The following is a 13,926-nucleotide window of genomic DNA, read 5'->3' as shown; positions in this document are numbered from 1 at the left end:
CGGAAATCGTTTCGTTTCAGCGGCTTGCTCAATGGGGTAAATGTGCGTTTGGCTGTGGGTATGTTTTCTGCGGGGGTAAATGTGGGTGTTTTGGCGGCGGGAATGGTGGGTTGAAAACCCACCCTACGGACGCCGTAGCGCAATGCGTGAGCTTCGCGCGGCAATCCTCTGAACTCCAAACAAAATGGGGCGCCGAGGCGCCCCAGTTTCACAAACCAAGCTCATCATTTCACCGCTCGATGCTTTTTGCCTGCGGCCTGGTTGTGCAAGGGGCGAGCGCACCCGCCCCCGTGACTCAATTATCCCTTGGGAGGATATGGATCGCGCCCGTAGGTGTTGCGCTCACGGATTTGCCCGTTTCGCCCCTGCAAGAGCGCTTCGCCGCCGGTGTTGCGTGCTCTGTCCCGAGAATAATCCCAAGCTTCTCTCTGGGTATCGAAGACACGAGACGCCCGTTGGCTACCTTCGCGCTGAGCCTCCCAACGACCATCTTTGCGTGGGGAAGTCCAAAAGTTGTCTTTGTCAGCCATTTGCTAACCTTTCTTTATCCACAGGTTGCGAGCATTTGTTGGTGGCAAACCTGTGGGCTTCTCAGCACGCTATTGATCCCCAGTCCGAATAATGGTCTTCCTAGTTCGTCGACCCAAGTGGGCCGAATTGGTTTCTCCGGCAGCGTGCTATCCGTTTGCCGGAAGAGCCGGGGAGTGGTGTTGGCGCACCGCTCCCCACCCCTCAATCTCTTTAGCTACAGCCGGACGTCCCGCCGCAGGTGTTGCACTTCATGCAGGTGCCGTTGCGCACCAGCGTGTAGTTGCCGCAGTCGCCGCAGGGGTCGCCTTCGTAGCCCTGCATCTTGGCCTTGGTGCGGGCGTCCATCGACACGGAGCCGCTGGCTACAGCCGTTGTCGTCGTCACCGTGGTCGCGGCGGTGCCGCCGCCTGTGCGGACTTCCGGGACCAGGGTCTGGAGGGCCATGACCGGATCGTCCGACTGCCCGCCCCGGAGCACGATCAGCTCCTGGGGCAGACGTTTGCGCAGGTAGCCGGTCGAGCTGATCTGTTTCAGCACTTCCAGCGATTTGGTGGCCGCACTTTCGCTGACCTCGGTGACGTTGGGTTGCCCCTCCTCGACGCCGCGGCCCAGATCGTCAAAGCTGGCGCCCTCGGGCTTCACATGGGCCAGGTCGGTGCGGTCCAGATAGGACACCGCCAGCTCGCGGAAGATGTAGTCGAGGATGGATGTGGCATTCTTGATCGAGTCGTTGCCCTGCACCATGCCGGCAGGCTCGAACTTGGTGAAGGTGAAGGCATCGACGAATTCCTCCAGCGGCACGCCGTATTGCAGGCCGACCGAGACGGCGATGGCGAAGTTGTTCATCATCGCCCGGAAACCGGCGCCTTCCTTGTGCATGTCGATGAAGATCTCGCCCAGCGTGCCGTCGGCATATTCCCCGGTGCGGAGATAGACCTTGTGGCCGCCGACAATCGCCTTCTGGGTATAGCCCTTGCGGCGTTCCGGCATCTTGGAGCGCTCAGATTTGATGATCTCCTTGACGATGATCTTCTCGACGACCTTCTCGGCCAGCACCTGCGCCTTTTCGCTCTGCGAGCCGCTTTCCAGCACCTCGGCCGCCTCATCGTCATCCGCCACCAGCGCCGCCGCCAGCGGCTGGCTCAGCTTGGAGCCGTCGCGGTAGAGGGCATTGGCCTTGATGCCCATCTTCCAGGAGCGTTCGTATGCCGCCTGGCAATCCTCGATGGTGGCGTCATTGGCCATGTTGATGGTCTTGGAGATCGCCCCCGAAATAAAGCTCTGCGCCGCCGCCATCATGTCGATGTGGCTGTTGACCGAGAGGAAGCGCTTGCCCTTCTTGCCGCAGGGGTTTGCGCAGTCGAAGATCACGTAGTGCTCGGACTTCAGATGCGGCGCGCTTTCCAGCGTCATGGTGCCGCAGACGTGGTCGTTGGCGGCCTCGATCTCGGCCCGGGAATAGCCCAGATGCCGCAGCAGATCGAAGGTCGGGTCATTGAGCCGTGCCGCGGGAATGCCCAGCACGTCCTGGCAGAAGGCTTCGCCCAGCGTCCACTGGTTGAAGACAAAGCGGATGTCGAAGGCCGAGGCCAGCGCCGCCTCGATCTTCTCGATCTCCTTGCTGCCGAAGCCATGGCCGATCAGCGAGGTGTGGTTGATGCCCGGCGCATTGCCGAGGCTGCCATGACCGACGGCATAAGAGATGATCTCTTCAATCTGGGAGGAGGAATATCCGAGCTTCTCCAGTGCCGCCGGAACCGAACGGTTGATGATCTTGAAATAGCCGCCACCGGCGAGCTTCTTGAACTTCACCAGCGCGAAATCCGGTTCGATGCCGGTGGTGTCGCAATCCATCACCAGCCCGATGGTGCCGGTGGGCGCAATCACCGTGGTCTGGGCGTTGCGATAGCCGTGCTTCTCGCCCAGGCTCAGCGCCTCGTCCCAGGCAGTCTTGGCCATTTCAACCAGACCGGCCTCGGGGCAGTTCACCTGATCCAGCGCCACCGGGTTGATCGCCAGCGCCTCGTAGCCTTCGGTCTTGCCGTAGGCGGCAGTGCGGTGGTTGCGGATGACACGCAGCATGTGCTGCGCATTGCGCTCGTAGCCCGCAAAGGCGCCCAGTTCGCCGGCGATCTCGGCCGAGGTGGCATAGGCCACGCCGGTCATGATCGCAGTCAGCGCGCCACAGAGCGCCCGGCCCTCGTCGCTGTCATAGCCGTAGCCCATGTTCATCAGCAGGCCGCCGATATTGGCATAGCCGAGGCCCAGGGTGCGGAAGTCATAGGACAGCTGGGCAATTTCCTTGGAGGGGAATTGCGCCATGGTGACCGAGATTTCCAGAGTCAGGGTCCAGAGGCGCGTGGCATGCACGTAGTCCTCGGCCTGGAACTTGCCGTCCTGATAGAATGTCAGCAGGTTCATCGACGCCAGGTTACAGGCGGTATCGTCGAGGAACATGTACTCGGAACAGGGGTTCGAGCCGCGAATTTCGCCATCCTCGGGGCAGGTGTGCCACTGGTTGACGGTGTCGTGGTACTGGATGCCCGGATCGGCACAGGCCCAGGCCGCGTGGCCGACCTGCTCCCAGAGCTCCTTGGCGTCGATTTCCTTGGCAACCTCGCCGTCGGTGCGGTTCAGCAGCGCCCATTTCTCGCCGTTCTTGACGGCGTCGAGAAAGGCGTTGGTGACGCGGATCGAATTGTTCGAGTTCTGGCCCGAAACGCTGGCATAGGCCTCGCTGTCCCAATCGGTATCATAGGTCGGGAACTCGATCGAGGAATAGCCCTGGCGGGCATAATCCAGCACCCGCTTGACGTAGGTCTCGGGGATCATCGACTTCTTGGCGGCGCGGATCGCGGTTTTCAGCGCGTCGTTCTTGGCCGGGTCATAGGCGTCTTCCACCGCGCCGTCCCATGTGCCGATGGCCGCAAAGATGCCGTTGAGCATCTTTTCATGCATCTTCGAGCCGGCGACGATCGAGGCGACCTTCTGCTCTTCCTTGACCTTCCAGTTGATGAATTCCTCGATGTCCGGGTGGTCGGCGTCGCAGATCACCATCTTGGCGGCGCGGCGCGTGGTGCCGCCCGACTTGATGGCGCCGGCCGCCCGGTCACCGATCTTGAGAAAGCCCATGAGGCCCGAGGACTTGCCGCCGCCAGAGAGCTTTTCACCTTCGGCGCGCAGCGACGAGAAGTTGGTGCCGGTGCCGGAGCCGTATTTGAACAGCCGCGCCTCGCGCACCCAGAGATCCATGATGCCGCCGTCGCCGACCAGGTCATCGGCCACCGACTGGATGAAACAGGCGTGCGGTTGCGGATGCTCGTAGGCCGATTTCGACTTGGTTAGCTTGCCGGTCTTGTAATCGACGTAATAGTGGCCCTGCCCCGGACCGTCGATGCCATAGGCCCAGTGCAGACCGGTGTTGAACCACTGCGGGCTGTTCGGCGCGGCGCGCTGGGTCGCCAGCATGTGGCGCATCTCGTCGTAATAGGCGCGGGCATCCTCCTCGGTGGTGAAATAGCCGCCCTTCCAGCCCCAGTAGGCCCAGGCGCCGGCAAGACGGTCGAACACCTGTTTGGACGAGATTTCACCAGTGCGCGGCGTGTCGTCATTGGCGGGGACCGACCGCCAGAGGAACTCGGGCACATCCCTTTCGCGAACCTTCTTCAGCTCGGTCGGCACGCCGGCCTTGCGAAAGTATTTCTGCGCGATCACGTCGCTGGCCACCTGGCTCCAGGCGGCCGGCACTTCGACATCGTCGAGACGGAAGACAATGGTGCCGTCAGGATTGCGGATCTCTGACGCGGTGGTCACGAAATCGATCTCTGCGTAGGCATCCTGCCCAGCCTTGGTAAACCGTCTTTCGATTTTCATCTGTGTCTTGCCTCTTAACCAATGGTCCCGGCCCTGGGCCGTCGCGGCGGTGCCGCCTGAATTTTCTGCGCAAACCCTGCTCCACAAACCGCCAGGAGACGCCCGGCGGCGCATCGGCCCGTCATCCGGGCCCTATGGCGGGCATCCCAGCCCGTGGTTCTGAAGGTTGCTGCCGTCTTGCCGCTACCGCCACAACATGTTGTGTGCTCTCTAGCGACCCCCACAATCTGACGTATTCGCGCATAGACCGTCAACATCGAAATTTCACTTAATGCGGGCAAAAATGCCTTGACGGATGAGCCCAGCGACATGTCCTCGATTCAGCCCCGAAATACGCACAAGATTGCCCACAGGCTCTGTTAACTTTTTTTTCGTGTTTTCCGGCATGTTTACCGGGGCGCGCGGGTGCCGAAGGGCAATTTTATCCCCCGGCTGCGGGCCGCTTCGGAGGCAAAGTTATTCGCATGTGCAGAAATATTTTCCGCGCCCGCGCGCGTGCGCAAAAGCCACATGGACGCCGCCAGAAACACGGCAGAGATCGGGGTCTGCCGCAAAGCTGACCACAATATCTGGTGTGTGATGAGAGGATGGTCGGGACGGCAAGATTCGAACTTGCGACCTACGGTACCCAAAACCGTCGCGCTACCAGGCTGCGCTACGCCCCGAAACCGAGGGCTTCATAATCCGCCCGCGCGACAATGAAAAGCGCAAAGGCGCCGGAACAGACCGAAAGCGTCGCCTGCCCGCTCAACAGGGCCAGGCGGCGCCTTGTTGCGGCAATTCGGCGTGGCGCACCAGCGTGCCAGGCACGATCCCCAGCTTCTCGGCCAGGCCGCCGTTGATTTCGAGCACGCTGCGAATCGGAACGTCGCTGGAGATGCTGGTGGTGTCATGCGGCACAGCGTTGGCGTGGACCTTCTTCACCACGCCGCGCTTGTCGATAAAGATCATGTCGAGGGGGATGTAGGTGTTCTTCATCCAGAAGCTCACCGGGCGGGTCACACCGTAGATGAACAGCATGCCCTGGCTGTCGGCCATTTCCTTGACGAACATCAGCCCGCGGCCGCGCTCCTGGAAATCATCGGCGACGGCAACATCAAAGCTGACCCGGCCCTTCTCGGTGGCCAGTTCGATCTTGCCCGGCTGGCAGGCGGCAAAGGCCGCCTGGGTCAGCGTGAAAACGGCGAGGATCGCCGCGATCAACCGGATTTCAATGCGCTTTCCCATGGACATACCTCAACTGCCATCCGGCCGCGCTTGCCCTCGATGGCGCGCAGACCCAGAGCTTCACCAGATTGCACGTCAGAGAGGCCGGAACGGCGCAGAACCTCGACATGCAGGAACACATCCTCGGGTCTACCAAAGACATTGGCAAAGCCAAAGCCTTTTGCCTTGTCAAACCATTTCACCCGCGCCGGCTCGAGCTCGGCGGCGGCGATCACCGCGGGATCGACCACTTCGAAATCGGCCAGCGGCGGCGTGCCGTCATCTTCCGGCGGCTGTATCTCGACCACGGCCACGGCCTGAATGCCGCGCGGGGTTTCCTGAATGTCGACAACGACATGCGCACCATCGGCCACTGAGCTTTGGCCATAGTTGCGCAGCACGTTCGAATGCAGGAGGATGTCCGGTCCTCCAACATCGGCAACCACAAATCCGAAGCCCTTGAGAGGGTCGAACCATTTTACCCGGCCTTCAACCCGTCGGGGCTGTTGTTCTACTTGTTCCAAAACGCTCTCTGTTCTTTCTCATCCCGATTAACACTTGCAACCAAGCCCACGTCAAATGCAAGCCCATATCCCTGATTTTTCGGGATAATGCATTTCACGATACGCAAAATTCAGGGGTTCAGACGTGAAATCTGCCAGCTTTCTCCTTCTGATTGACGCCGCCAGACGAAACGGTCGTGCAAGCGGAACGCCCCGTCCGCCCAAAACTCGATTTCCACCGGGGTGATCCGCCAGCCCCCCCAGAACGGCGGCCGCTCGGGGTCGCTGCCCTTCTGCGCGGTGATCTTGGCCACCTCGGCCATCAGCGCGGTGCGCGATTTCAACGGTTTGGACTGATCCGAGGCCCAGGCCCCCAGCCGGCTCTTGAGCGAGCGCGACTTGTAATAGGCATCCGCCTGCGGCCCGTCTTCGCGGGTGACATGGCCGCGCACGCGGATCTGGCGGCGCAGACTCTTCCAGTGCATCACGAAGGCGGCGGTGCCGGTGGCCTCGATTTCCTGGCTCTTGGCGCTCCCGTAATTGGTGTAGAAAACAAAACTGCCTTCCTCGATATCCTTGAGCAGCACCATCCGGGCATTGGGCATGCCTTGTGCGTCCACCGTGGCAAGCGCGATGGCGTTGGGATCGTTGGCTTCCGTTTGCTCGGCCTCCGCCAACCATTGGCGGGCAATTTCAAACGGGCTCTCCCCGGCAAAAATCCCGGTGCGTTCCGACATAAGCGGCTCCTTTTCACGATAGTCTAACGGATTAATTGCATGCCGTCGCCGGCGCATTCGAGAGCACGTGCTCTTGATGGTTAGCTTTCTTTGCCATAAGCGTGACATTCGAGACACTTGAGCGGAGAATGCGAGATGTCAAATACGCTGATGGCCGGCAAACGCGGCCTTATCATGGGGCTGGCGAACGACAAGTCGATTGCCTGGGGCATTGCCAAGGCGCTGGCCGACGCCGGCGCGGAACTCGCGTTTTCCTACCAGGGTGAGGCGCTGTTGAAACGGGTCGGCCCGCTGGCGGCGCAATTGGGCAGCGATATCGTCCTGCCCTGCGATGTCGGCAACGAGGCGTCAATCGACGGGCTGTTCGACGCGCTCAAGGAGCGCTGGGGCGAACTGGATTTCATTGTCCACGCCATCGGCTTTTCCGACAAGAACGAGCTGCGCGGCCGCTACGTGGAAACCAGCCGCGCCAATTTCACCCTGTCGATGGACATTTCGGTCTACAGCTTCACCGCCGTGATGCAGCGCGCCGAAAAGATGATGAAACCCGGCAGCTCGGCCGTGACCCTCACCTATTACGGCGCCGAGCGGGTAATGCCGCATTACAATGTCATGGGGGTCGCCAAGGCCGCGCTCGAGGCTTCGGTGCGCTACCTGGCCGAAGATCTGGGCAAGGATGGCATCCGGGTCAATTCGATCTCGGCCGGCCCGATCAAGACGCTGGCGGCCTCGGGCATCGGTGATTTCCGCTACATCATGAAGTGGAACGAATACAATTCGCCGCTGCGCCGGAATGTCACCACCGAAGACGTCGGCCGCTCGGCGCTCTACCTGCTGTCCGATCTGGGCTCCGGCGTGACCGGCGAGAACCTGCATGTGGATGCCGGCTATCACGTGGTCGGCATGAAGGCGGTCGACGCCCCCGACATCACCAAGGGCTGAGCCATGGGCTGGGACCATCTCCTGGCTTTCAACCTGACTCTGCTTGCGGCGCTGGCCTCGCCCGGGCCGGCGCTACTTCTGGCATTGCGCACCTCGTTGGTGGCCGGGCCACGGGCGGGGATTGCCACCGGGCTGGGGCTGGGCGCGATGGCGGCGGGCTGGACGGCACTGGCGCTTCTCGGGCTCGAGGCGGTCTTCGTGGTGGTGCCCTGGGCCTATCTGGCGATCAAGATCGCCGGGGCGCTCTATCTGCTGTACATCGCCTGGGGCATGTGGCGCGATGCGCGCCAGCCTCTGACACAGGCCGCCGTCGTTCCGGGGCGGCAGGCGTTTCGCACCGGCTTTCTGGTCAATCTCGGCAATCCCAAGTCGGTGCTTTTTGCCTCGGCGGTGCTGTTGGTGATCTTTCCGCCCGCGCTGAGCCTGACCGACAAGGCGCTGATCGTGGGCAACCACCTGCTGGTGGAATGGGTCGCCTATACCGGTTTTGCGCTCGTACTCTCCACCCGGCGGGCGCGGGACGGCTATCTCCGGCTGAAACATCTGTTCGACCGGATCGCGGCCCTGGTGCTCGGGATGCTGGGCCTGCGGCTGATCTTCGGGCGCTAGCCCGGGCCGTTCCGGCTGACGCAACAAAATGACACGGCCAGCTTTCTTTTGTCAGGGCTTTGGGCTAGACGCGAGAAAAACGGAGGGCCGGAGATGAACGATCGTCTGCCGCATGAAAAGGGTTTTCACGTCAGCTGGGATCAGTTGCACCGGGACGCACGGGCGCTGGCCTGGCGGCTGGACGGGCACGGGCCCGACGATGGCGCCTGGCGCGCCGTGGTGGCGATCACGCGGGGCGGCATGGCACCGGCGATGATCGTCGCGCGCGAGCTTGATATCCGCATGGTCGATACGATCTCGGTCAAGAGCTACAACCACCAGGAACAGACCGAACCCAAGGTGATCAAGTCGCCCGACATGGATGTGGTCGGCGATGGCACCGGGGTTCTGGTGATCGACGATCTGGTCGACACCGGCAAGACCATCGAGGCGGTGCGCACCCATATGCCGAACGCCCATATCGCCACCGTCTATGCCAAGCCGATGGGCCGGCCGCAGGTCAACAGCTTCATCACCGAGGTCAGCCAGGATACCTGGATTTTCTTCCCCTGGGACATGGCGTTGCAATACGTCGAACCCTATCGCGGCAAGGACTGACAGCCCCGCCCGCGGCCCCTGCGGCCGGCCGGCGCCGCAGGGCGACCGAACAGCCCGCCGCCCCCTTGCCCCTGCCCCGGCCTGCGCGTAGACACGTCTCGCAATAAAGGCGAACACAGCAGGGGCAGTCATGGCCAAAGGCAACAGCATCTCCAAGACATTGGTCTGGATTCTCATGGGTCTGCTTTTCGTGGGCCTGGCCGGGTTTGGCGCGACCAATCTGACCGGCACCGTGCGCAGCGTCGGCGCCGTCGGCGACACGCCGATCAGCGTGGATGACTATGCCCGCGCCTTGCAGCAGGAAATCCGCAGCGTTCAGGCCGAAACCGGCCAGGGGCTGACCTTTGCCCAGGCTCAGGCGCTGCAAATTCCCCAGCGCGTGCTGAGCCAGCTGATCACGTCGACCGCCATCACCAACGAAGCCCGGAACCTTGGTGTTTCGGTCGGCGACGAGACGGTCGCGCGCGAGTTGATGGGCATTTCCGCCTTTCAGGGCGCCGGCGGCAGCTTTGACCGCGACACCTATCGCTTCGCGCTTCAGAACGCCGGCCTCAACGAGTCCGAATTCGAGCAGGATCTGCGCGAGGAAACCGCCCGCTCTCTGCTTCAGGCCGCCATTGTCTCGGGCAACCCGATGCCCGACACCTATATAGAGACACTGCTCGGCTTTGTCGGCGAAACCCGCAGCTTTACCTGGGCCGCGCTCGACGACAGCGCCCTGGATGCGCCGGTGCCGGCGCCCACCGAGGAAGAGCTGGCGCAGTTTCATCAGGACAACATTGCCCGCTACACCCTGCCCGAAACCCGCGACATCACCTATGCTTGGCTCACCCCCGACATGCTGATCGACACCGTCGAGATCGACGAGGCGACCCTGCGCAAGGCCTATGACGCGCAATCCGACCGTTTCAACCAGGTCGAGCGCCGGCTGGTCGAGCGGCTGGTCCTGCCCGACACCGAGGCCGCCGAGGCCGCCATCGCACGGATCGAAAGCGGCGACGGCAGCTTCGAGGCCGAAGTGACCGATCGCGGCCTTGCCCTGCCCGACGTCGACATGGGCGATGTCACCCGTGGCGATCTGGGCGACGCGGCCGATGCGGTCTTTGCCGCCGAAGTGGACACGGTTGTCGGCCCCTTCGCCTCGGATCTCGGCCCGGCGATCTACCGCGTCAACGGCGTGCTGCCGGCGCAGGAGACCTCGTTCGAGGAGGCGCAGCCGATCCTGCGCGAACAGCTGGTGCAGGACCGCGCGCGGCGGGTGATCGACAGCCTGATCACCGATATCGACGACCTTTTGGCCGGCGGCGCGACGCTGGAAGAGCTGGCGCAGGAAACCGAGATGGTGCTGGGCCAGATCGACTGGACGCCGCAGAGCGACAGCGAGATCGCCGGGTACGACAATTTCCGCGACCTGGCGGGCACGGTCAGCGCCGAGGATTTCCCCGAGGTGGCCGAACTGGGCGATGGCGGCATCTTTGCCCTGCGCCTCAACGCCGTGAACCCGCCGAGCCCGCAACCGCTGGATGAGGTGCGCGACCAGGTGGCCGCCGACTGGACCCGCACCGAGACAGAAACCCGGCTTCTGGCGCAGGCCGAGGCTTTGGCCGGCGAGCTGGCGGAGGGCAAGACCTTCGCGGGCCTGGGCCTTGCGCCCACCACGGTCACCGGGCAGACCCGCTCTGGCCAGCTACCCAATCTGCCGGGCAACGCGCTCGAAGCGCTCTTTGCACTCGACGCCCCCGGCACGCTGACCCTGCCGCATCAGGGCCGCGCGATCATCTTCAGGCTCGACGAGATCACGCCGCCGGACTTCGAGAGCGAGGAAAACCAGGTGATCCTCTCGGCGCTCGAGCAACAGGTCGGCGCGAGCCTGGCCGCTGACATGTTCGAAGCGCTGGCCCGCGACATCCAGTCCCGCGTCGGCATCTCGATCGACCAGCAGGCGCTGAACGCCGTTCACGCCAATTTCCAGTAAGGACGCTGCCGATGGCCCTGACGCCCGACTTCGACGGTTTTGCCCAAGGCCATGCGGCGGGCAAGAACCAGGTTGTCTATACCCGGCTGGCCGCCGATCTCGATACGCCGGTCTCGCTGATGCTCAAGCTGACCGGCGCGGCCCGCGATGCCTTCATGCTGGAATCGGTGACCGGCGGCGAGGTGCGCGGCCGCTATTCGATCATCGGCATGAAGCCCGACGTGATCTGGCAGTGCCATGACAAACAGGCCCGCATCAACCGCGAGGCCCGGTTTGACCGCGACGCTTTTGAGCCGGTCGAAGCCGATCCGCTGGCCTCGCTGCGTGCGCTGATCGAGGAAAGCCACATCGACCTGCCCGCCGATCTGCCGCAGGCCGCCGCCGGGCTTTTCGGCTATCTCGGCTATGACATGATCCGGCTGGTCGAACATCTGCCCGACGTCAATCCCGACCCGCTGGGCCTGCCTGATGCGGTGATGATCCGGCCCTCGGTGATTGCGGTGCTGGATGGCGTGAAGGGCGAGGTCACCGTGGTGGCGCCGGCCTGGGTGCGCGAAGGGCAATCGGCCAGGGCGGCCTATGCCCAGGCGGCGGAACGGGTGATGGATGCGGTGCGCGATCTGGAACGCGCCCTGCCCTCGGACAGCCGCGATCTCGGCGAGGCCGCCGAGATCGGCGCGCCGGTGTCGAACTTTTCCAAATCCGATTATCTGGCGGCAGTGGACAAGGCCAAGGATTACATCCGCGCCGGCGATATCTTTCAAGTGGTGCCCTCGCAGCGCTGGACCCAGGAGTTTCCGCTGCCGCCCTTCGCGCTCTATCGCTCGCTCCGGCGCACCAACCCCTCGCCTTTCATGTTCTATTTCAACTTCGGCGGTTTCCAGGTGATCGGCGCCAGCCCCGAGATCCTGGTGCGGGTCTTTGGCCGCGAGGTCACCATCCGGCCGATCGCCGGCACCCGCCCGCGCGGCGCGACGCCGGAAGAGGACAACGCCTACGAGGCCGATCTGCTGGCCGACAAGAAGGAGCTGGCGGAACATCTGATGCTGCTCGATCTCGGCCGCAACGATACCGGCCGGGTGTCCAAGATCGGCACCGTCCGCCCGACCGAGGAATTCATCGTCGAGCGCTATTCCCACGTCATGCATATCGTGTCCAACGTGGTGGGCGAGCTCTCCGAGGATCACGACGCGCTGTCGGCGCTTCTGGCCGGGATGCCCGCCGGCACGGTGTCCGGCGCACCCAAGGTGCGGGCGATGGAGATCATCGACGAGCTGGAGCCGGAGAAACGCGGTGTCTACGCCGGCGGCGTCGGCTATTTCAGCGCCGGTGGCGACATGGACATGTGCATCGCGCTGCGCACGGCGGTGGTGAAGGACGAGAAGCTCTATATCCAGGCCGGTGGCGGCGTCGTCTATGACAGCGACCCCGAGGCCGAGTTCATGGAGACGGTCAACAAGTCCAAGGCGATCCGCAAGGCCGCCGAGGAAGCGGGGCGTTTCGCCGGCCACGGCCGCAACTGACGCGAGGAGCGCATGAGTGGCCCTCGCCGGTCTGCTCGGCGCAGATCTCCGATGGGGATTTTCAGCGCCGTCCGCCGCGCGCCTGGGCGCCCCAGAACGCCTTAAGACGCCCCGCGGCGCTCCCGGGACAGGCGGCGGATGGGGGCTCTGCCCCCGGCCTGCGGCCTCCCCCGAGGGTATTTCCGGCAAGAGGAAGCTGCGGCGTCAATCCTCGCCCTGGGCCTCGGCGCGGCTCTTGCCCGAGACGTCCATCGCCAGGGTGGCGGCCATGAACCCGTCGAGATCGCCATCCAGCACGCCCTTGGTGTCCGAGGTCTCGTGCCCGGTCCGCAGGTCCTTGACCATCTGGTAGGGCTGCAACACGTAAGACCGGATCTGGTTGCCCCAGCCGGCATCGCCCTTGGCCTCATGCGCGGCGTTGATGTCGGCGTTGCGGCGGTCGAGCTCAAGCTGATACAGGCGCGATTTCAACGCCTTCATGGCGATGTCGCGGTTTTGGTGCTGCGATTTCTCGGACGAGGTCACCACGATGCCGGTCGGGTTGTGGGTGATCCGCACCGCCGAGTCGGTGGTGTTGACGTGCTGGCCGCCGGCCCCCGAGGACCGGTAGGTATCGATGCGAATGTCGGCCGGGTTGACCTCGATCTCGATATTGTCGTCGACCACCGGATAGACCCAGACCGAGCTGAACGAGGTGTGCCGCTTGGCCGCGGAATCGTAGGGCGAGATCCGCACCAGACGGTGCACACCGGATTCCGATTTCAGCCAGCCATAGGCATTGTGGCCGGAGATCTTGTAGGCGGCGGATTTGATCCCCGCCTCGTCGCCCGCGCTCTCGGATTGCAGCTCGACCTTGTAGCCATGCGCCTCGGCCCAGCGCACATACATCCGCGCCAGCATCGCGGCCCAGTCGCAGCTCTCGGTGCCACCGGCGCCGGCGTTGATCTCGAGAAAGGTGTCGTTGCTGTCGGCCTCGCCATCGAGCAGCGCCTCGAGCTCTTTCTGCGCCGCCTTGTCCCGGAGCGCGACGATTGCGCTCTCGGCATCGCTGACCACCTCGGAATCGTCTTCCATCTCGCCCAGTTCGATCAGTTCGAGATTGTCGGAAAGCTCCTGCTTCATGCTTTCGTAAGTGGCCACCTTGTCCATCAGGATCTGGCGGTCGCGCATCAGTTTCTGCGCCTTCTCGGGATCGTTCCAGAGATCGGGATCCTCGGTCATGGCGTTGAATTCTTCCAGCCGGTGCGGCGCGGTCTCATAGTCCATCCGCTGCGCGAGAAGCGTCAGCGACTTTTCGATTTCAGCAACCTTGTTCTGGATTTCCGCGCGCATGTCTCTTCCCGGCTTCTGGCGTTTCAGACCTGCGTGATATCAAGCCCCCGGGACATGGACAAGCCACCCGCTGCGCGGTTCCGGCCCCGAAGGGCCGA

At 63.4% G+C, this 13,926-nt stretch carries 11 protein-coding genes and 1 tRNA gene; 5 read left to right on the top strand and 7 right to left on the bottom strand.

The annotated features are described in order from the left end of the window. Positions 1-299: 299 nt before the first annotated feature. The 6 genes from BMW90_RS05645 to pdxH all read right to left on the bottom strand — a co-directional run bounded on the left by BMW90_RS05645 (position 300) and on the right by pdxH (position 6,850). The gene (locus BMW90_RS05645; protein WP_074835494.1) at positions 300-530 is read right to left on the bottom strand and encodes a DUF2188 domain-containing protein; all 231 of its coding nucleotides are present in this window, start codon (positions 528-530) and stop codon (positions 300-302) included. A gap of 211 nt (positions 531-741) precedes the next feature. Then, positions 742-4,404, bottom strand: a complete 3,663-nt coding sequence (locus BMW90_RS05640; protein ID WP_074835493.1) for a vitamin B12-dependent ribonucleotide reductase — start codon at positions 4,402-4,404, stop codon at positions 742-744. A gap of 588 nt (positions 4,405-4,992) precedes the next feature. After that, positions 4,993-5,069 (bottom strand) — tRNA-Pro (locus BMW90_RS05635). An 82-nt stretch (positions 5,070-5,151) separates the two neighbouring features. Beyond that, positions 5,152-5,631, bottom strand: a complete 480-nt coding sequence (locus BMW90_RS05630) for a DUF192 domain-containing protein (RefSeq protein ID WP_074835794.1) — start codon at positions 5,629-5,631, stop codon at positions 5,152-5,154. Beyond that, on the bottom strand, positions 5,604-6,134 hold the full coding sequence (locus BMW90_RS05625; protein ID WP_048533757.1) for a cold-shock protein: 531 nt from the start codon (positions 6,132-6,134) through the stop codon (positions 5,604-5,606). The genes BMW90_RS05630 and BMW90_RS05625 overlap by 28 nt, the downstream gene beginning before the upstream one ends. A gap of 110 nt (positions 6,135-6,244) precedes the next feature. Then, a complete protein-coding gene (pdxH, locus tag BMW90_RS05620) occupies positions 6,245-6,850 on the bottom strand; it encodes a pyridoxamine 5'-phosphate oxidase (RefSeq protein WP_074835491.1) in 606 nt (201 codons plus the stop codon). 135 nt (positions 6,851-6,985) lie between these two features. On the opposite strand from pdxH, the gene fabI reads away from it, so the two are divergent. The 5 genes from fabI (at position 6,986) to trpE (ending at position 12,496) form a co-directional block, all read left to right on the top strand. After that, positions 6,986-7,792 carry an enoyl-ACP reductase FabI gene (gene fabI / locus BMW90_RS05615; protein ID WP_048531415.1) on the top strand — a complete coding sequence of 269 codons (807 nt, stop codon included), beginning with the start codon at positions 6,986-6,988 and terminating at the stop codon, positions 7,790-7,792. Positions 7,793-7,795: 3 nt separating this feature from the next. Next, on the top strand, positions 7,796-8,401 hold the full coding sequence (locus BMW90_RS05610) for a LysE family translocator (protein WP_074835490.1): 606 nt from the start codon (positions 7,796-7,798) through the stop codon (positions 8,399-8,401). 93 nt (positions 8,402-8,494) lie between these two features. Continuing rightward, the gene (gene gpt / locus BMW90_RS05605) at positions 8,495-8,998 is read left to right on the top strand and encodes a xanthine phosphoribosyltransferase (RefSeq protein ID WP_048531412.1); all 504 of its coding nucleotides are present in this window, start codon (positions 8,495-8,497) and stop codon (positions 8,996-8,998) included. A 130-nt stretch (positions 8,999-9,128) separates the two neighbouring features. After that, positions 9,129-10,973, top strand: coding sequence for a peptidylprolyl isomerase (locus BMW90_RS05600; RefSeq protein ID WP_074835489.1), 1,845 nt, complete (start codon positions 9,129-9,131; stop codon positions 10,971-10,973). 11 nt (positions 10,974-10,984) lie between these two features. Continuing rightward, positions 10,985-12,496 carry an anthranilate synthase component I gene (gene trpE, locus BMW90_RS05595; RefSeq protein WP_074835487.1) on the top strand — a complete coding sequence of 504 codons (1,512 nt, stop codon included), beginning with the start codon at positions 10,985-10,987 and terminating at the stop codon, positions 12,494-12,496. A gap of 204 nt (positions 12,497-12,700) precedes the next feature. Here the strand turns inward: trpE and prfB are convergent, their stop codons facing one another. Then, positions 12,701-13,828: a peptide chain release factor 2 gene (gene prfB, locus BMW90_RS05590; RefSeq protein WP_074835485.1), complete on the bottom strand. Its 1,128-nt coding sequence runs from the start codon at positions 13,826-13,828 to the stop codon at positions 12,701-12,703. Between the last annotated feature and the right edge of the window lie 98 nt (positions 13,829-13,926).

It is taken from the genome of Marinovum algicola (assembly GCF_900109145.1).
In the GTDB taxonomy this organism is placed as follows: domain Bacteria; phylum Pseudomonadota; class Alphaproteobacteria; order Rhodobacterales; family Rhodobacteraceae; genus Marinovum; species Marinovum algicola.
Note: the sequence above shows the minus strand (reverse complement) of the source record. Positions and strands in the feature narration are given on the sequence as shown.

Coding starts and splice junctions, on each gene's coding strand:
- BMW90_RS05645 (WP_074835494.1), bottom strand. CDS start 530: ATGGCTGACAAAGACAACTTTTGGACTTCCCCACGCAAAGATGGTCGT.
- BMW90_RS05640 (WP_074835493.1), bottom strand. CDS start 4,404: ATGAAAATCGAAAGACGGTTTACCAAGGCTGGGCAGGATGCCTACGCA.
- BMW90_RS05630 (WP_074835794.1), bottom strand. CDS start 5,631: ATGGGAAAGCGCATTGAAATCCGGTTGATCGCGGCGATCCTCGCCGTT.
- pdxH (WP_074835491.1), bottom strand. CDS start 6,850: ATGTCGGAACGCACCGGGATTTTTGCCGGGGAGAGCCCGTTTGAAATT.
- fabI (WP_048531415.1), top strand. CDS start 6,986: ATGTCAAATACGCTGATGGCCGGCAAACGCGGCCTTATCATGGGGCTG.
- BMW90_RS05610 (WP_074835490.1), top strand. CDS start 7,796: ATGGGCTGGGACCATCTCCTGGCTTTCAACCTGACTCTGCTTGCGGCG.
- gpt (WP_048531412.1), top strand. CDS start 8,495: ATGAACGATCGTCTGCCGCATGAAAAGGGTTTTCACGTCAGCTGGGAT.
- BMW90_RS05600 (WP_074835489.1), top strand. CDS start 9,129: ATGGCCAAAGGCAACAGCATCTCCAAGACATTGGTCTGGATTCTCATG.
- trpE (WP_074835487.1), top strand. CDS start 10,985: ATGGCCCTGACGCCCGACTTCGACGGTTTTGCCCAAGGCCATGCGGCG.
- prfB (WP_074835485.1), bottom strand. CDS start 13,828: ATGCGCGCGGAAATCCAGAACAAGGTTGCTGAAATCGAAAAGTCGCTG.